The 16887-nt window shown below is 69.8% G+C and carries 16 protein-coding genes; 6 read left to right on the plus strand and 10 right to left on the minus strand.

Going from position 1 to position 16887, the window contains the following annotated elements:
• Nucleotides 1–76 precede the first annotated feature (76 nt).
• The 3 genes from FVQ89_RS10130 (at nucleotide 77) to FVQ89_RS10140 (ending at nucleotide 4006) form a co-directional block, all read left to right on the plus strand.
• Nucleotides 77–1516, plus strand: a complete 1440-nt coding sequence (locus FVQ89_RS10130; protein WP_147901833.1) for a GuaB1 family IMP dehydrogenase-related protein — start codon at nucleotides 77–79, stop codon at nucleotides 1514–1516.
• A 124-nt stretch (nucleotides 1517–1640) separates the two neighbouring features.
• Nucleotides 1641–2963, plus strand: coding sequence for a hemolysin family protein (locus FVQ89_RS10135; RefSeq protein ID WP_147901834.1), 1323 nt, complete (start codon nucleotides 1641–1643; stop codon nucleotides 2961–2963).
• Nucleotides 2960–4006, plus strand: coding sequence for a hemolysin family protein (locus tag FVQ89_RS10140; protein ID WP_147901835.1), 1047 nt, complete (start codon nucleotides 2960–2962; stop codon nucleotides 4004–4006). Before FVQ89_RS10135 ends, FVQ89_RS10140 begins: the two co-directional genes overlap by 4 nt.
• A gap of 10 nt (nucleotides 4007–4016) precedes the next feature.
• Here the strand turns inward: FVQ89_RS10140 and FVQ89_RS10145 are convergent, their stop codons facing one another.
• Together FVQ89_RS10145 and FVQ89_RS10150 are read right to left on the minus strand one after the other, a co-directional pair.
• On the minus strand, nucleotides 4017–5093 hold the full coding sequence (locus tag FVQ89_RS10145) for an NADH:flavin oxidoreductase/NADH oxidase (RefSeq protein ID WP_147901836.1): 1077 nt from the start codon (nucleotides 5091–5093) through the stop codon (nucleotides 4017–4019).
• The gene (locus FVQ89_RS10150; protein ID WP_147901837.1) at nucleotides 5093–5716 is read right to left on the minus strand and encodes an HAD family phosphatase; all 624 of its coding nucleotides are present in this window, start codon (nucleotides 5714–5716) and stop codon (nucleotides 5093–5095) included. The genes FVQ89_RS10145 and FVQ89_RS10150 overlap by 1 nt, the downstream gene beginning before the upstream one ends.
• A gap of 22 nt (nucleotides 5717–5738) precedes the next feature.
• On the opposite strand from FVQ89_RS10150, the gene FVQ89_RS10155 reads away from it, so the two are divergent.
• On the plus strand, nucleotides 5739–6554 hold the full coding sequence (locus FVQ89_RS10155; RefSeq protein ID WP_147901838.1) for an ADP/ATP-dependent (S)-NAD(P)H-hydrate dehydratase: 816 nt from the start codon (nucleotides 5739–5741) through the stop codon (nucleotides 6552–6554).
• 14 nt (nucleotides 6555–6568) lie between these two features.
• Here the strand turns inward: FVQ89_RS10155 and FVQ89_RS10160 are convergent, their stop codons facing one another.
• From FVQ89_RS10160 to FVQ89_RS10170, 3 genes are read right to left on the minus strand one after another with little or no spacing between them, the layout of a single operon-like run.
• Complete coding sequence (locus FVQ89_RS10160; protein WP_147901839.1) at nucleotides 6569–7306, minus strand: amino acid ABC transporter ATP-binding protein; 738 nt, start codon at nucleotides 7304–7306, stop codon at nucleotides 6569–6571.
• Nucleotides 7303–8157, minus strand: coding sequence for an amino acid ABC transporter permease (locus FVQ89_RS10165; RefSeq protein WP_255513551.1), 855 nt, complete (start codon nucleotides 8155–8157; stop codon nucleotides 7303–7305). The genes FVQ89_RS10160 and FVQ89_RS10165 overlap by 4 nt, the downstream gene beginning before the upstream one ends.
• Nucleotides 8158–8197: 40 nt before the next feature.
• Entirely contained in the window at nucleotides 8198–9040 is an 843-nt protein-coding gene (locus FVQ89_RS10170) for an ABC transporter substrate-binding protein (RefSeq protein WP_147901841.1), read from the minus strand.
• 98 nt (nucleotides 9041–9138) lie between these two features.
• On the opposite strand from FVQ89_RS10170, the gene FVQ89_RS10175 reads away from it, so the two are divergent.
• Nucleotides 9139–10398 (plus strand): glycosyltransferase 87 family protein, encoded by a 1260-nt coding sequence (locus FVQ89_RS10175; RefSeq protein WP_187264993.1) that lies wholly within the window; start codon nucleotides 9139–9141, stop codon nucleotides 10396–10398.
• Nucleotides 10395–11606 carry an MFS transporter gene (locus FVQ89_RS10180; RefSeq protein ID WP_255513552.1) on the plus strand — a complete coding sequence of 404 codons (1212 nt, stop codon included), beginning with the start codon at nucleotides 10395–10397 and terminating at the stop codon, nucleotides 11604–11606. The genes FVQ89_RS10175 and FVQ89_RS10180 overlap by 4 nt, the downstream gene beginning before the upstream one ends.
• On the opposite strand, the gene FVQ89_RS10185 is transcribed toward FVQ89_RS10180, so the two are convergent.
• The 5 genes from FVQ89_RS10185 to FVQ89_RS10205 all read right to left on the minus strand — a co-directional run bounded on the left by FVQ89_RS10185 (nucleotide 11603) and on the right by FVQ89_RS10205 (nucleotide 16873).
• A complete protein-coding gene (locus FVQ89_RS10185) occupies nucleotides 11603–12265 on the minus strand; it encodes a response regulator transcription factor (RefSeq protein WP_147901844.1) in 663 nt (220 codons plus the stop codon). The two genes, FVQ89_RS10180 and FVQ89_RS10185, sit on opposite strands and share 4 nt — an antisense overlap.
• 32 nt (nucleotides 12266–12297) lie before the next feature.
• Entirely contained in the window at nucleotides 12298–13554 is a 1257-nt protein-coding gene (locus FVQ89_RS10190) for a hypothetical protein (RefSeq protein ID WP_147901845.1), read from the minus strand.
• Complete coding sequence (locus tag FVQ89_RS10195; RefSeq protein WP_147901846.1) at nucleotides 13551–14729, minus strand: ATP-binding protein; 1179 nt, start codon at nucleotides 14727–14729, stop codon at nucleotides 13551–13553. The genes FVQ89_RS10190 and FVQ89_RS10195 overlap by 4 nt, the downstream gene beginning before the upstream one ends.
• An 84-nt stretch (nucleotides 14730–14813) precedes the next feature.
• Complete coding sequence (locus FVQ89_RS10200) at nucleotides 14814–15662, minus strand: hypothetical protein (protein ID WP_147901847.1); 849 nt, start codon at nucleotides 15660–15662, stop codon at nucleotides 14814–14816.
• A gap of 5 nt (nucleotides 15663–15667) precedes the next feature.
• A complete protein-coding gene (locus FVQ89_RS10205; RefSeq protein ID WP_147901848.1) occupies nucleotides 15668–16873 on the minus strand; it encodes a homoserine O-acetyltransferase in 1206 nt (401 codons plus the stop codon).
• Between the last annotated feature and the right edge of the window lie 14 nt (nucleotides 16874–16887).

Genomic DNA, 16887 nt, shown 5'->3' on the forward strand with positions numbered 1-16887 from the left:
GGTCTCGAGGCGCGTTGCGGCTCTCATCGCGGACATTGCGCGAAAGCACAGCATCGCGCGCGCGTAGCCTGTGAGCATGCGCTTCACGGGACAGATTCCGGCCCACGACCTCACCTATTCCGACGTGTTCCTGGTGCCGAGTCGATCGGATGTCGCCAGTCGTCTCTCGGTCGATCTGGCGACCACAGACGGCACGGGCGCGACCCTCCCGATCGTCGCCGCGAACATGAACTCGGTGACCGGCCCGCGACTGGCCGCGACACTCGCCCGCCGCGGGGGTCTGGGCGTATTGCCGCAAGACCTTCCGCTGCAGGAGCTCGACGCGGCGATCCGGTGGGTGAAGGATCAGCCGGTCGGCTGGGATGCCCCCATCGAACTGCCCGCTCATGCGACCGTGCAGGACGCGTTGCGCGTCATCCCCGCGATCGCCGCTGGGCTCATCGTGCTGCGCGCCCCCGACGGATCCGAGGCGGGGTGTGTTCCTGCATCGCGACTCGCGACGGCACTTCCGGATGCCCGGCTGGGCGATCTCGTGCACGGGACGGTCGCCTCCCTCGATGTCGACGACCTCACGGGAGCGCGTGCGGCCTTCGATCTCCTCGTCGAGGCGGATCTCGACGCCGCGCTCGTGCGACATCACGGGCACCTCGTGGGCGAGGTCACCCGCAGAAGTGCATTGCGCTCGACCCTCTATCGGCCCGCGGTCGATCGTGACGGTCGCCTCCGGGTTGCGGCGGCGGTCGGCATCAACGGCGACGTCGCCGCCAAGGCGCGCGCGCTCGCCGACGCGGGTGTTGACGTTCTCGTCGTCGATACCGCTCACGGCCACCAGGAGGGCATGCTGCGTGCGCTCCGCACCGTCGCCGGTCTTGGTCTCGGCATTCCGATCGTCGCCGGCAATGTCGTCACGGCTGAGGGCGTGCGGGATCTGGTGGAAGCGGGGGCATCGATCGTCAAGGTCGGCGTGGGTCCCGGCGCCATGTGCACGACCCGCATGATGACCGCCGTGGGTCGCCCGCAGTTCTCCGCGGTGCTCGAGACGGTCGAGGCGGCCCGCGAGCTCGGCGCCCACGTGTGGGCGGACGGTGGCGTGCGCTACCCGCGCGACGTCGCGCTCGCGCTGGCGGCGGGAGCGGCGTCCGTGATGATCGGATCGTGGTTCGCCGGCACGATCGAGGCGCCGGGGCGTCTGGAGACGGACGCCGACGGCCGGCTCTACAAGGAGAGCTGGGGCATGGCGTCGACGAAGGCGGTGCAGGAGCGCTTCGGGCGGCTCGACCCGTACGAGCTCGCCCGCAAGGAGCTGTTCGCCGAGGGGATCTCGAGCTCGCGAATCTACCTCGACCCGAACCGCCCCTCGATCGAGGACCTGCTCGACATGATCACCTCGGGCGTGCGCAGCTCGTTCACGTATGCGGGAGCGGGAACGCTCGCCGAGTTCCACGAGCGCGCGGTCGTCGGTTTCCAGTCCGCGGCCGGCTACGAGGAGGGCAAGGCGCTCCCGGTTTCGTGGTGACCGGCGCCCTGCGGATTCCTGGGGCGTGCCGCTAAGCTTTTCCGATCATGGATGACCCTCCGTCTTCGACGTCAGAGCCAGACCACAGTCCCACGCCGGTGGGGTCCGAGACGGGTCGCCTCCGATGAGCGCCGAATGGTGGATGCTCATCGCGGGAATCATCCTCACGGTCGGCACCGGCTTCTTCGTCGCCAGCGAATTCGCGCTCGTCAATCTCGATCGGCATGACCTCGAGGACCGCCAGTCCAAGGGCGAGACCATGCTCGGGCCGACCATCTCGGCCCTCAAGGTCACATCGACTCATCTCTCGGCGGCTCAGCTCGGCATCACGCTCACGACACTGCTCGCCGGTTTCACGCTCGAACCCGCCTTCAGCGTCTGGCTCGAGCCCCTGTTCTCGGGATGGGGACTCACCGACGCGACCGCGGGCATCGTCGCCACGATCGTCGCGGTCGCTGTTGCCACCTTGCTCTCGATGATCGTGGGCGAACTCGTGCCGAAGAACTTCGCGCTCGCGCTCCCGCGGCAGACCGCCAAGCTCGTCATCCCGTTCCAGATCGTCTTCACCACGGTGTTCCGCCCCGCCGTCGCCCTCCTCAACGGCACCGCGAACGCCGTGCTGAGACGCATCGGCATCGAACCCAAGGAGGAGCTCAGTTCGGCGCGCACGGCCGACGAGCTGAAGAGCCTCGTCCGGCGCTCCGCGAGTGAAGGCGCGCTCGACCGCGACACCGCCACGCTCCTCGCGCGCACTCTTGCCTTCTCGGAGCACACCGCATCCGATGTCATGACGCCTCGGCCGCGCCTCGCGATGCTCGAGCGCACCGACTCCGCGGAGAGCGTCATCGAGCTCGCCCGGCGCACCGGGTATTCGCGCTTCCCGGTCGTGGAGGACGGCATCGACGACATCGTCGGGATCGTGCACGTCAAGCAGGCGGTCGCCGTGCCGCGCGAGCGTCGCGCATCCGTTCCCGTGCAGGCGCTGCAGACCGACGCGCTGCGGGTGCCGGAGACGATGAAGCTCGACATGCTCTTGGGCGAACTGCGCGCGCGCAGCTTCCAGCTCGCCGTCGTCGTCGACGAGTACGGCGGCACCGCGGGGGTTGCCACACTCGAGGATCTGGTGGAGGAGCTGGTCGGTGAGGTCGCCGACGAGCACGACCGCTCGCGTGCCGACGTGGTTCGCAGCCGCGACTGGCTGACCTTCCCCGGAGCACTCCGCCCCGATGAGCTCGTGGAGCGGGCCGGGGTGCGGGTTCCCGAGGACGGCCCCTATGAAACGGTCGGCGGTTTCCTCATGAGCGAGCTCGGCCGGATCCCCGAGGCGGGCGACACGGTCGAGATCGAGGCCGGGATCTTCCGGGTCGAGCGGATGGACGGTCGACGCGTGGATCGGGTGCGTTTCACGCCGCGCCGCGAGGTCACGGGCGAGGAGGCGAAGGCATGACCTCCGCTGATTGGTGGGGCATCGGCTGGCTCGTCATCCTGCTCGCCGCGAACGCGTTCTTCGTCGGCGCCGAGTTCGCTGTCATCTCGGCCCGGCGCTCGCAGATCGAGCCTCGGGCGGAAGCCGGATCCCGTGCCGCGAAGACCGCTCTTTGGGCGATGGAGCACGCGACGCTCATGCTCGCGACGAGCCAGCTCGGCATTACGGTCTGCTCGCTGCTGATCCTGAACGTCTCGGAGCCTGCCATCAAGCACCTCCTCGAGGTGCCGCTCGGCGGCTTCGGATGGTCGGAGGATGTCATCGCGACCGTCGCGTTCATCATCGCGCTCGTGGTGGTCTCGTTCCTCCACGTGGTGTTCGGCGAGATGGTGCCGAAGAACATCTCGTTCTCGGTTCCGGATCGCTCGGTACTGCTGCTGGCGACGCCGCTCGTGGCGATGGCGACGGTGCTGCGCCCCATCATCCGCGCCCTCAACGCGACCGCCAACGGCGTGCTGCTGTTGTTCCGGGTGCAGCCGAAGAACGAGGCGACGAGTGCGTTCACGGTCGAGGAGGTCGAGCTGATCGTCAGGACCTCGACCCGCGAGGGTGTGCTCACCGACACCACCGGAACGCTCAGCAACGCGTTCGAGTTCACGACGAAGCGGGTGAAGGAGGTCGCGGTCACGATGGACGGCCTCATCACGCTGCCGGAGGACGCGACGCCCGCCGATGTGGACCACGCCGTCGCCCGTCACGGATTCAGCCGCTACGTCTTGGTCGATGACGACGGCGAGCCGACCGGCTACGTGCATCTGAAGGACGTCATCGACCTCGACGACGACGAGTACACCGAGCCGGTGCCCCCGAAGCGCATCCGTCAGCTCATCTCGCTCTACCGCGAGATGGAGCTCGAGGACGCGCTGACGACCCTGCGTCGTGCCGGGAGCCACGTGGCGCGGGTCTTCGACCAGAACGGCGCGACGCGGGGTGTGCTGTTCCTCGAGGACATCATCGAGGAGCTCGTCGGCGAGGTGCAGGACGCCACACGTCGCCGGCCGTAGGCGCGAAGCGTCAGAGACGCGCGCGGAGGTACTGCGGCGGCCAGTAGTCGAGGTCGACGCCGAGAGCGGATGCCGCCCGTAGGGGAAAGTGCGGGTCGCGCAGCATCTCGCGGCCCATGAGCACCGCGTCGGCGCGCCCCTCGCGGACGATCGCATCGGCCTGCTCGGGGGTCGTGACGAGTCCCACCGCTGCGACCTCGACGTCCGCAGTGCGCGCGACCTCCTCGGCGAACGGCACCTGGTAGCCGGGCGCGACGGGGATCTGCACGCCGGCCACGAGGCCTCCGGTCGAGACGTCGAAGAGGTCGGCTCCCGCGTCGCGCGCCCACGCGGCGACCGTCGCCGTCTGGGCGGCGTCCCATCCGCCGTCCGCCCAGTCCGTCGCCGAGAAGCGGACGAGCATCGGCACGTTGTCGCCGATCGCGGCGCGCACCGCGCGCACCACCTCGAGCAGCAGGCGAGCCCGGTTCTCGAGCGAACCGCCGTACTCGTCGTCGCGCTCGTTCGACAGGGGTGAAAGGAACTGGTGGAGGAGGTACCCGTGCGCCGCATGGACCTCCACGAGCCCGAACCCGGCCCGCACCGCGCGCGTGGCGGCATCGGCGAACGCGGCGACCACCTGTGGCAGCTCATCGGCATCCAGCGCCCGCGGGGTCGCGAAGCCCTCGTAGGCGATCGCCGACGGTGCCACCGTCGACCAGCCGCCCTCGTCGAGCGGGACCGAACCGCGGCGTTCATCGCCCCACGGTGAGAACGTCGACGCCTTGCGGCCTGCGTGAGCGAGCTGGATCCCCGGCACGGCGCCCTGCCCGCGCACGAACGCGGCGATCCGCGACCAGGCGTGCTCCTGCGCGTCGTTCCAGATGCCGACGTCCTCCGGTGAGATGCGGCCGTCCGCCGTCACGGCCGTGGCTTCGGCGATCACGAGACCCGCGCCGCCGCGCGCGAACGAGCCGAGATGCACGAGGTGCCAGTCGGTCGGGACGCCGTCGCGGTCGAGCGCCGAGTACTGACACATCGGTGCCACCCAGAGTCTGTTGCGGATCGGGATGCCGCGGATGTCGATCGTGTCGAAGAGCGCGGGCATCAGGCGGCCTCGGCGAGGTTCTCGAGGAAGTGGCGCAGTCCACTCGCGTCGCGGAACACGTGGCCGGTCGCACCGAGGGCCACCGCACCGTCGACATTGACTTCCTTGTTGTCGATGAAGACGAGCTGCTCGGGACGGATGTCGAGCTCGTCGATCACGTGGCGGTAGATCGAGGCGTCGGGCTTCAGCATCCCGAGTTCGGCGCTCACGAAGACCTTCTCGAACACGACTGCGGTCGGCGCGCTGCGGAACGGGTCGCCGAAGTCGAAGCCGGCGTTCGAGAGCAGGGCCAGACGCGTGCCACCCGCGTGGAGCTCGTCGAGCAGCTGTGCGGTGGCCTCATCGACGCTGATCCAGCTGCGGAAGTCCGCTGCCCAGATCCGCTGGATGGTGGCGAGATCCCACTCGGCTCCCAGGTCGGTCGCGACTCGCCGCCAGTAGTCGGTCACGCGCAGCCGGCCCGCGTCGAGCGCGTCGCGGTGGCGCCAGTACACGGGCCAGAACGCCTCGCCCGGCTGCCCGGCAGCGCGGAGGATGGCGGCGCGGTCCTCATCGCTGGGTGACCGGGAGATCACCTCCCCGTAGTCGAAGACGACGACACGGCCGGGGATGCTGATACTCACTTCCCCAAACTATCGTGGCGACATGGATGCCACCTTTGGGCCCCGCGAGGCTGCCGCCTGGATCGCGGTCCCCGGTCCCGAGGACGACAAGTACAGCCGCGGAGTGCTCGGGCTGGCCACGGGGTCCGCCCGTTACCCGGGTGCGGCCGTTCTCGGTGTCGAGGCCGCGATGCATACCGGCGTCGGAATGATCCGCTACCTCGGCGTCGGACGGCCGACTCGTCTTGTGCTGCAGCGGCGACCGGAGGCGGTCACGGAACCAGGGCGTGTACAGGCGTGGGTCGTCGGGTCGGGTCAGGATCCCGACGAGCTGGATGCGCGCAGCGCCGCCATCCGCGACCGCGCTCTCGCCGATCCGGTGCCGATCGTGATCGACGCGGGCGCGCTCTCGCTCGCGGATCGCGCCGTCGGCACCCGAGTGCTGGTTCCGCATACGGGTGAGTTGGCCCGGCTCCTCGGGCGTGAACGCGACGACGTGAACGCCGACCCTGCGGGTGCGGTCCGCGAGGCGGCGGTGCAGCTCGGCGCCGTAGTGCTGTTGAAGGGCCACACGACACGCGTCGCCGACCCGGCGGGGAGCGTCCTCGAGGTGTCCGAGGCGCCGAACTGGACGGCCACAGCGGGTGCCGGAGATGCCCTTGCCGGCGTGCTCGGTGCGCTGCTGGCAACCCACGCGCTCGAGCTCGAGGCCGATCCCGGCGCCGCGGTGCCGATCGCCGCGACGGCGGCTGTGCTGCACGGCCGTGCCGCCGCACGCGCGAGCCGCGGCGGCCCGTTCACGGTGCTCGGGCTCTGCGCGCAGCTCCCCGAGGTCGTGCGCGAGCTCGCCGGGGCCTGACGAGGGCTCGGGCCTCAGCCGCCCGACATCCGCGAGAGGAACTCGCGCGTCCGTGCCTCGCGGGGTGAGCCGAAGACCTCCGCCGCGGGACCTTCCTCGATCACGACCCCTCCGTCGAGGAACAGCACGCGGTCGGCGACGTCCCGGGCGAACGCCATCTCGTGCGTCGCCATGAGGATGGCCTGGCCGTCCGTCGCCAACTCGCGGACGAGGTCGAGAACCTCACCCACGAGCTCGGGGTCGAGGGCGCTCGTGATCTCGTCGAGGAGCAGCACCTCAGGTTCCGTGGCGATCGCGCGAACGATCGCGGCGCGCTGCTGCTGCCCGCCGGAGAGCCGATCCGGATGGTCGGCCGCCTTGTCGGCGAGACCGATCCGCTCGAGCAGGTGCATGCCGCGCTCTTCCGCGGCCGCTCGCGGCACGCGATGCACCCGTCGCGCGGCGAGAGTCACGTTGTCGAGCACCGAGAGATGCGGGAAGAGGTTGTAGTGCTGGAACACGACGCCGAACCGCGCGCGCACGGCGTCGACCTTCACACGCGGGTCGGAGATGTCGTCGCCGCCCAGCAGGATCTGCCCGTCGTCGATCGGCTCGAGCAGGTTCAGGCAGCGCAGCAGGGTCGACTTTCCGGATCCGCTCGCGCCGATGAGCGCGACCACCTCGTGCGCGGCGAGGTCGAGCGAGACGCCGCGCAGCACCTCGCGGTCGCCGAACGACTTCCAGAGCCCGGAGGCCTGCAGCAGCGCGCTCATACGATCGATCCCATCTGCTCCCGGTTGCGCAGGCGCGCCGTGTACCAGTCGGACAGCCGGATGGTCGGGATCGCGAGCAGCACGAACAGAACCCCCGCAACGATGTAGGGCGTGAAGTCGTAGGCGAGCGCGGTCTCGATCTGCGCGCCGCGCACGGCGTCGACCGCGCCGAGCACCGAGATCAGGCCCACATCCTTCTGCATGGCGACGAAGTCGTTCATGAGGGCGGGCGTCATCTTCCGGATCGCCTGCGGCATGACGATGAGCCGCAGGGTCTGCGCGTATCCGAGCCCGAGCGCGCGAGAGGCGAGCCGCTGAGACGGATGCACGGCCTCGATCCCCGCACGGATCACCTCGCTCACGTACGCGGAGTAGGTGAGCGTGATCGCGGCGGTGCCGAGCACGACGACCGGGATGCGCGTGTTGAGGAGTGCGGGAACGCCGAAGCCCACGAGATACAGCACGATGATGAGCGGCAGCCCGCGGAAGACGTCGGTGTAGCCCGCCGCGAGGGCGCGAAGCGGGAAGAACACCGGACCGCGAAGCGTACGCAGGGTGGCGAGCACCGTAGCAAGGATCGCGACCGTGACGACGGAGTACAGCAGCACCTGCAGGTTCAGCAGGAAGCCCTCCGCCACGCGGGGGAGCGCGGCTACGAAGGTCGTCGGGTTGAAGAACGCCTGCTGGACCGCAGCCCATCCGGGGGTGTTGATGATCGTCGCCCAGACGATGATCGCGAAGGCGATCGTCGACCCGACCGCGATCAGCACCGAACGGAGGGACTGGCGGCGGCGGAACTCCCGGCGGCCGAGCTCGAGGTCGCTCGGCCGCCGGGGTGCGGAGTCGGTCACGGTGACGACGCTAGCCCAGGAGCCGCCGGTCGCCGACGCGTCACGAGAGCTTCGCGACGCCCGCGTTCGCGCCGAGCCACTCGTCGGCGATCTCCTGCAGCTTGCCGCTGTCGCGGAGGGCATCGACGGCCGCCGTGACGTCGGCGGTCAGGGGCGAATCCTTCGCGAGCACGAAGCCCCACTCGTCCGGGATTCCGGCCGACGGCAGCTCACCGACGATGACGCTGTTCTCGATCTCGACCCCCGTCGTGTAGAAGGCAGTCGGCAGGTCGAGCACGAGGCCGTCGATCTGGCCCGACTCGAGCGCGAACTTCGCATCCTCATTCGTGTTGAAGAGCACGGCGCCGGCGTCCGGCTGGATGACCTCGTCGATGGTCTGCGCGCTCGTGGTGCCGACCATGGCGCCCAACTGGAGCTTCTTCAACTCGGCGATCGTGGTCACACCGTCTGCTGCCGACCCGGCGATCGTCACGACGGCCTGGCTCGCCTGGTAGTAGGGCGAGGAGAAGTCGACGTTCTGCTTGCGCTCGTCGGTGATCGAGTACTGCTGGATGTTGATGTCGAAGGTCTTCGGCCCCGGTGCGATGGCCTCTTCGAACGTCGTGCGGACCCACACGACGTCGTCCTTCGAGAATCCGAGCTCATCGGCGACGGCGTAGGCGATCGCCGCCTCGAAGCCCTCGCCCGACTCGGGCGCGTTGTCGATGACGTAGGGGTAGTACGCCGGCTCGCCCGTGGCGATCGTGAGCTTGCCGGGCGTGATGTAGGCGGCGTCGGTGTCGTCGTCGGCCGCCGGAGTCTCCGAGGTCGCGCACGCCGCGAGGCTCAGCGCGATGACGGATGCGACGGCGACGGCGGCCAGACGGGTGCGGATGCGGGGCATGGGACCTCCAGATGCTGTGTCGGGACCCTCCATCTTCCCGCGAACCGGGCGATGCGCGCAGATCGTCGCGTCTTCGAGCGTCACGTACGCTGGCAGGCATGACGGAAGCGGCGCCGGCCTCCGGCGCCCGCGCCTTCGCGGGCGCCTTCCTCACCCACCCCGCGGTGCTGTGGTCGGCGTTCGTTCTTGTACACCTCATCCTCGGGCTCATCTGTCTCACGGCACCGAGCCTGCCGATGGGCGACGTCACGATCGCCTACGCCTTCTGGGTGCGGCAGGGCGTCGAGGCGGATATCTGGGTCGGCATCGACACCGCGTGGGTCTATCCGATCGTGGCGCTCGTTCCGATGCTGGCCTCGCTCATCGCGGGCTGGACCTTCTACGCGAGCACCTGGCTCACCCTCGTGATGGCGGTCGACGCCATCGCCTTCGCGGTGCTGTTGCGTCGCGGGCGCCCGGATCGCGCGACGGCCCCCGTGGCCTGGTGGTGGCTGGGGTTCCTCCTCGCGCTCGGACCGGTTGCCCTCGGCCGGATCGACAGCTTCGCGACAGCGCTCGCGATCGTCGGCGCGCTGCTCGTCGTCGGGCGCCCTGTGATCGGCTCCGCGTTGCTCGCGACCGCCGCCTGGATCAAGGTCTGGCCGGCGGCACTCGTCGCCGCGGCGGTGATCGCCCTCCGTCGTCGGCTGACTGTGGTCGCCACAGCCCTCGCGGTGAGCGTCATCGTCCTCGGGGTGGGTGTGCTCCTCGGCGGGGGGCCGGGTCTCGTGAGCTTCATCACTCAGCAGGACGGCCGGGGTCTGCAGATCGAGTCGCCGCTCGCGATCCCGGCGATGTGGGCGGCCTGGGCTCACGACGGCACGGTGATCTACTACGACCGCGAGATCCTCACCTACCAGTTGCAGGGGCAGGGGGTCGCCGAGGCGGCCGCGCTCTCGACCCCGTTGCTCGCCCTCGCCGTCGCGGCGATCAGCGCCCTCGGCATCGTCGGGGCGGTCCGCCGCCGTGATCCGGCCATCCTGCTCCCGCCGCTCATGCTCGCCTTCACGGGTGCGCTGATCCTGTTCAACAAGGTGGGTTCGCCGCAGTTCACGGGGTGGCTGGCGGTCCCGGTGATCTTCGGGCTCGTGATGGCGCGCATCGGCGGAGGCCGGTCGTTCCGTACGCCCGCCGTGATCGCCGTCGTGATCGCGGCGTTCACGCAGGTCGTCTATCCGTACCTCTACGGGAAGCTTCTCGCACTCGACACTGTTCTGCTCATCACGCTCACAGCGCGCAACATCCTCACCGCCGTCCTCGTCGCATGGGCCGTCAAGGCCCTCATCGACGCCGTCCGATCGGATCCCGAACTCTCGTGACCACCACCGCACAGCCTGCGACCGGCATCGTCCGCACGCGGCTCGCTCTTCTCTCGCTCGCTCTCGGAGGCTTCGGCATCGGGGCGACCGAGTTCGTCGCGATGGGGCTCCTTCCGCAGATCGCCCATGATCTTCTGCCGCAGGTGTGGGCGCAGTCGCCGGATGACGCGATCGCCCAGTCGGGTGCGATCATCTCGGCATACGCACTCGGCGTCGTGGTCGGCGCCCCCACGATCGCGGTGATCGCGGCACGTGTTCCTCGGCGCGCGATCCTCCTCGCCCTCGCGATCGCGTTCACGATCGGCACAGTCGGGTCTGCGCTTGCGCCGACCTTCGGCACGGTCCTGCTCTTCCGGTTCCTCGCGGCGCTGCCGCACGGCGCGTACTTCGGCATCGCCTCGCTCGTCGCGGCGCGCTTGATGGGTCCCGGCAAGCGCGGGCAGGGAGTCGCGTTCGTGCTGTCGGGGCTCACCGTGGCGAACGTGGTGGGAGTCCCGCTCATCACCGCGCTCGGGCAGTCCGCGGGGTGGCGGGTCGCGTATCTCGTTGTCGCGGGGATTTTCGCCGCCTCCGTGGTCGCGATCAGGCTCACGGTTCCCGCGCAGCCCGGCGACCCCGAGGCGACGCCGCGGCGCGAGCTGGGCGCCTTCGCGCGTCCGGCCGTGTGGTTCGCGCTCCTCACCGGGTCCGTCGGCTTCGCGGGATTCTTCGCCGTCTACAGCTACGTGGCGCCGCTGGCCACCGAGGTGGCGGGCGTTCCGGAGGCGGCGGTGCCGTGGGCGCTCGTGACTCTGGGCCTCGGGATGACGCTCGGTAACGCACTCGGCGGGTGGGCTGCCGACCGCGGCGTGCTGCGTGCCATGTTCGTGTGCTTCGGTGCGTTCGCGCTGGCGCTCCTCGGTCTCGCGCTCACCGCGGCGCAGCCCGTCGGACTCTTCGCATTCCTCTTCGCGGTCGGCGCCGCTGCCGCCGCACTGTCGCCGGCGATTCAGACGCGCCTCATGGATGTGGCGGGCGACAGTCAGACGCTCGCGGCGGCGGTCAACCACTCCGCTCTCAACATCGGGAACGCCCTCGGTGCGTTCCTCGGCGGCATCGTGATCACGGCCGGCTTCGGCTTCGTAGCGCCCACCTGGGTGGGGCTCGTGCTCTGCGTTCCCGGCGTGCTCCTCGCGCTCGCGGGCGCGAGGATCACGCGTCGGCGCTAGAAGTTGCCGTTCGGCGAGTCCTGGATGAGGATGCCGTCCTGGATCGCCCGGCGGCGCAGAGCGACCTTCGTCCCGACGTCGATGCCCGCAACCCGGTACTTCTCCCGGATGCGCTTCAGGTAGCTCTTCGCGGTCTCCTCGGAGATACCGAGTTGGAAGGCCACCGACTTGACCGGCTCGCCGCCTCCGTAGAGGGCCATCACGCGGCGCTCCTGCGCGGAGAGCTTGGGAGCTCCGCCGATGTCGGCGGCGTTGATGGCCAGGTCGAGTTCCGCCGAGACGAAGCTCTCACCCTGGGCGGCGGCGCGAATCGCCTCGACGATCATCTCGGCGTCCTCGCTCTTGACGAGGTATCCGAGCGCGCCCGCGGCGAGCGCCTCGCGCACGACGTTCGGTTCCGAGTAGGTGCTCATCAGGACGACGCGCACGCCCGTGGCCTTGAGCGCCGCGATCTTCACCGCGACGGGGATGTTGTCCTTGAGGTCGAGGTCGAGCAGCACGACATCGACGGGGAACTCAGGGTGGGTCAGCAGTTCCGGCCAGGTCGCCAGCTCCGCGACGACATCGATCTCGTCGCTCGCCGTACGGATCCAGTTGGCCAGACCGCTGAGGATCATGCGGTGGTCGTCCACGACGGCGACACGGATGGGAGCTGCCATGGGCGCGCCTCCTTGATTCTCGCGGGGGGTGGTCAGACGTCGGCCGGATTGTCGACGAGAGTCTCGATGTCGACGCGAAGGCTGCTGTCCTGCGTTGTGTCAGAGTAGCGTCCGACCCGACCGAGGGCGGCCCAGATCGCCGGGTCGACACGATTCCGGCTGATCCCGGTGCTCGTGATCGTGATCGGGACCATGATCTTGTGGTCCTCTCGATCGGACGCTCCGGGAGCGAGCGGACCGATCTGCAGGGTCACCGTTCGGTGCGGGTTGGACTTCTTGCGTGTGTCGCTCACGAGCAGCCATGCCGCTGAGAGCAGCCCGTCGCGCTGCGTCGGGTCGAGGAGGCCGGCAAGGGCGGACTTGTCGACGAGAGTGACGGACTTGCCGAGCATCTCGGACTCGGACACGGCGTGGTAGAGCCAGGTCTCACGCCGCCCTTCGATGAGGTGCAGGCGCAGCTCCGTGGCGAGCGAGGCGGCCAGCGACGCGCTCTTCGGAGTGAGGGGGAGTGCGGTCTTCTTCGTCGCAATGGAGTCGAGCAGGCGCTCGGCAGCGAGGTCCAGTCGCGCGAGCTCCTCGGATGCCAGCATTCCGACCGCATACCGGGGGGCTTGGATGTTGCTCTGCACGAGCACGCGGTCGAGCTCGAGCTGCACCATCGTGCGGTACCCCCGCACGACGATCACCCCGATCACCGCGGGGAGCACCGTGAACGCGAGTGCCGCGAGCGCGGGCGCCAGGTGATCCGCGTCGATCGGCGTCCCCGGCGGCGTATTGAGGAACATCGCCACGCCGATCCCGAGACCGAGCGCGCCGGCGGAGACCAGCACCTCGGTGGCACCGCGGTGGGTGACGACGAGCAGCAGTGCCATTCCGGCGGTCGTGGCTGCGGTGAGCGAGCGCCCCAGGTCGTGGAGCTCCCACACGGAGGCGATGTCGAGCCCCGCGCTCGCGACCAGCCCGGCGACCACCAGCACGAAAGCCCAGATGGGCATCCGATCTCCGCCGAGCCGCGTCCCGACGATGGTGCCGATGATGACGGCCAACAGGACGGCCCACGCCGACGCCCCGAGGATCGGATCGGGGTGGCTACTCCAGGAGACGACGAAGAAGGTGAGCCCGTAGAGGGCTCGGAGCGAGACGAGGATGTCGGCACCGAGCCCGAGGAACGAGCTGCCGAGGCTCGGGCGAGTCGCCTGACCGAGCCGCTTGGCGGTCTTGGAGACGGCGCGCGCTGCATTGCCGACGACGATACCGAGGGTGTTCTCTTCGGGGATTCCCGCGGTCATCGGGGCACCTCCAGGACGACGGTCGTGCCGGAGCCGGGGGAGGAGAACAGGCGGGCGTTGCCCCCGATGTCACGCAGGCGCGCGACCACGGACTCCGCGAAGCCGAGTTTCGCCTCGTCGATGTCCGCGATGTCGAACCCCACACCCGCATCGGTGACCATGGCACGCACCGTGGTGTCGTCTTCGGTGATCGTGACGTGCGCCTCGGTGACGCCCGAGTGCCGCCGCACGTTCTCGAGGCACTCGGCGAGTGCGAGCAGGAATGCGTCGAGCACGTCGCTCGGCAGCAGGACCTGTCCCGTCCCGTGCCAGCTGACCGTGAGACCCATGCGTCCGAAGCGCTGCTTGACCGACTCGAGGGTGCGCCCGAGCACCGGCTCCTCGCCGGGGGCGGTCGCGGCACCCAACCGGTAGCTGCCGGAGGCCTCGGGAGTCGGAGTCGAGCCGAGACGCAGCTGACGCAGCAGACGCGCATCCTCCGAGGCCTGCTGCCGGAGCGCTTCGGGAGTCACGCCCACACCCGAATGCGCGAGCAGGGTCAGCGTGGCGAGCACGGTGTCGTGCAGCAGACGCGCCGACTGACGCCGCTGGGCCTCCAACTCGCTCGCCTGTCTCTCCGCCCGATGAGCTCGGCCGATGCTTCCGATGCGCTTGGCGATCTGGGGGATACCCGCCGAGATCCAGGCGCCGATACCCGCGGCGAGCAGCCAGCCGAGGAGCAGCAGCCCTCCGGTGCGGAGCGGCGGCTGGCTCGCGTCGAGCATCCAGAGGGACGCCGCGGCCACCACGATGAGGGCGCTCGTCGTGCCGAGCAGGCGCCACGCGGTGCCCGCGAGGACGATCGCGGTCGAGGCGAGTGATCCCGAGAGGAGAAGCTGAAGTGCAGTCACACCGCCGTCGCCGAGCGCCGTCTCGCCGAGCCCCGTCGCGGCGGCGAGGACGCCGACCCCGGCACCCAGCGCGATCAGCACCCAGAGCGGGTTGCGGCTGATGCCGATGACGTATTGCGCGATCGCGACCACCGCGAGTCCGAGCAAACCCAGGACGGCCGACATGACGTCGTCGACCGCTCCAGGGAGCGCGTAGCACGCGGCCGCCACGATGGTGAAGCCCAGTCCGTAGGCGCGCGCCGTCCGCTGCAGGACGCGGTCGCGTTCCTTGGCGATCAGTTCCATCGCGCACTCAACCCCGCCGGGACCGGGGCCTCCTCGGGTGACATGGTGGCAGACGCTGCCACCCGAACGGGGGGTGACACGCCATCACGTTCCGCAGTAATCGGTGACGAAGGTGTGGATCGCCGAACGGAACGCATCGTCGACCGTGGGAACCAGCCGAATCGAGGTGCCGTCGACGGTCACGTCGAGCGGCAGGTTCGCTCCGACCTTGTCGTCGGCGAGGCCATGAGCGTCGCACCGCACGGGAACGATCGGCACCCATACCGTGCTCGGTGCGTCCGTCCCGCTGATCTCCACCCCGATCGCCGCGGATTCTGCCGCCTCACCGTCGTCGGACATGGCGATGAGCGGCGTCGCGCGGATCCCGTCGAGAGATGCGGTTCCGGCCGCGCCGGTGGGCGTGACCTCGATGACGACATCCGCCGGGTGGCCTGGCTGGCCGTCACCGTCCACGGTGGCGAGGTGGACTGTGGCGATGCGGGCAAGGGCATCGCTCGCGCATCCCTCGTCGGCGAAGCGCGGGAAGAGGTCGAACGGATCGCCGGGAGTGACATCGAGGCTGCCCGTGCGCCCCTCGTCGTCCACGAGGTCGATGGTGACGCTGCCCGGTCCCTCGGCGCCGTCGCAGCTGAGTTCCGTCGGAACGATGCGCAGGTCGAGAGTCCTGCCGACGCCGAGCGTGCGCGAGCCCTCGTCCCACACCATCGGATCCGTGAATCGCGGCGAGGTGTAGGAGGCGCGCGTGAAGGTGACCGGTGCGTCCGATCCGTTCGTGATCGAGATCGCGAGCAGCCCGTCGGCGATGTCCGTCCGTCGCTGCAGGATGTCGGCGGTGACGCCCTCGGGAACCGTGGCGGCGGGTGCCGAGCACCCGCTGAGGCCCGCGGCGGCGAGCAGGCATGCCGCGATCGTGCGGAGAACTCGTCGCCTCATCGTCATCAGGCGTCCAGCAGCCGCGCGAGCTCAGCGCCCACGAGGGCGTCTTCGATGAGAAATGCATCGTGGCCGAAAGGAGAGGAGATGACGACAGGCTCGGAGCCGCTCAGGCTGTGGGGGAGGTGCCTGGCGATGGTGCGCTGCCCGGGCACGGGGAAGAGGCGGTCGGAGTCGATCCCGAGTACGAGGCCGAGGCTCGTGGCGCGAGCGAGCGCAGCGGCGATGCCGCCGCGGTCGCGGCCGAGGTCGTGCGAGTTCATCGCCTCCACGAGCACGAGGTAGCTGTTGGCGTCGAATCGGCGCGTGAACTTGTTGCCGTGGAAGTCGAGGTAGCTCTCGACGGCGAATCGGCCGCCGCCGCCCATCGGGTTCAGCCCGCTCTGCCAGCTTCGCGCGAATCGATCGTCGAGTTCGTCGGGGGAGCGGTAGTTGAGCAGCGCCATCCTGCGCGCGAGGGCGAGGCCGCGGAACGGCCCTTCGCCGTCTCGCGCGTTGTAGTAGTCGCCGCCTTCGAACGCCGGGTCCATGCGGATCGCCTCGGTCTGCACCGAGTTGAGGGCGATCTGATCGGCCGACGACAACGGCGGAGCGGCGAGCACGGCGAATCTGTCGACCCGCTCCGGATAGGTGACAGCCCATTCGAGCACGTGCATGCCGCCCATCGAGCCGCCCACGACCGCGGCCCAGCGGTCGATGCCGAGCTGATCCGCGAGGACGCGCTGCGCCTCCACCTGATCGCGGATGGTGAGGAACGGGAACCGCGCGCCCCATTCCGCGCCGTCGGGGGCGATCGACGCCGGGCCCGTGGAGCCCTGGCATCCGCCCAGCATGTTGGGCGCCACGATGAAGTAGCGGGCGGGGTCGAGCACCTTGCCCGGGCCGACGAGACCGCCCCACCAGCCGGCGGTGGGGTGTCCGGGCCCGGCGGTGCCCGTCACGTGGCTGTCGCCCGTGAGCGCGTGCAACACGAGAACCGCGTTGTCGCCGGAGGGCGAGAGCTCGCCCCAGGTCTCATAGGCCAGAGTGACCGCCGGCAGCGAGCCGCCACGCTCGAGCTCGAGCGCACCGAGTTGCGCGAAGAGGCGGTCGCCGGGGTCGTCGCCGATGCGCCAGGCGCCGGATGCGGGCGGCAGCGCCGAGAGCGCCCGCCGATTGGACTCGGTGACGAACGCGGCCTGCACCGCGTCCTCGGGTGTCTGCCAGTCCATTCCGCCCATTCTGG

It is taken from the genome of Homoserinibacter sp. GY 40078, from assembly GCF_008017545.1.
Lineage (GTDB): Bacteria > Actinomycetota > Actinomycetes > Actinomycetales > Microbacteriaceae > Homoserinibacter.

Coding starts and splice junctions, on each gene's coding strand:
- FVQ89_RS10130 (WP_147901833.1), top strand. CDS start 77: ATGCGCTTCACGGGACAGATTCCGGCCCACGACCTCACCTATTCCGAC.
- FVQ89_RS10135 (WP_147901834.1), top strand. CDS start 1,641: ATGAGCGCCGAATGGTGGATGCTCATCGCGGGAATCATCCTCACGGTC.
- FVQ89_RS10140 (WP_147901835.1), top strand. CDS start 2,960: ATGACCTCCGCTGATTGGTGGGGCATCGGCTGGCTCGTCATCCTGCTC.
- FVQ89_RS10145 (WP_147901836.1), bottom strand. CDS start 5,093: ATGCCCGCGCTCTTCGACACGATCGACATCCGCGGCATCCCGATCCGC.
- FVQ89_RS10155 (WP_147901838.1), top strand. CDS start 5,739: ATGGATGCCACCTTTGGGCCCCGCGAGGCTGCCGCCTGGATCGCGGTC.
- FVQ89_RS10160 (WP_147901839.1), bottom strand. CDS start 7,306: ATGAGCGCGCTGCTGCAGGCCTCCGGGCTCTGGAAGTCGTTCGGCGAC.
- FVQ89_RS10170 (WP_147901841.1), bottom strand. CDS start 9,040: ATGCCCCGCATCCGCACCCGTCTGGCCGCCGTCGCCGTCGCATCCGTC.
- FVQ89_RS10175 (WP_187264993.1), top strand. CDS start 9,139: ATGACGGAAGCGGCGCCGGCCTCCGGCGCCCGCGCCTTCGCGGGCGCC.
- FVQ89_RS10185 (WP_147901844.1), bottom strand. CDS start 12,265: ATGGCAGCTCCCATCCGTGTCGCCGTCGTGGACGACCACCGCATGATC.
- FVQ89_RS10190 (WP_147901845.1), bottom strand. CDS start 13,554: ATGACCGCGGGAATCCCCGAAGAGAACACCCTCGGTATCGTCGTCGGC.
- FVQ89_RS10195 (WP_147901846.1), bottom strand. CDS start 14,729: ATGGAACTGATCGCCAAGGAACGCGACCGCGTCCTGCAGCGGACGGCG.
- FVQ89_RS10200 (WP_147901847.1), bottom strand. CDS start 15,662: ATGAGGCGACGAGTTCTCCGCACGATCGCGGCATGCCTGCTCGCCGCC.
- FVQ89_RS10205 (WP_147901848.1), bottom strand. CDS start 16,873: ATGGACTGGCAGACACCCGAGGACGCGGTGCAGGCCGCGTTCGTCACC.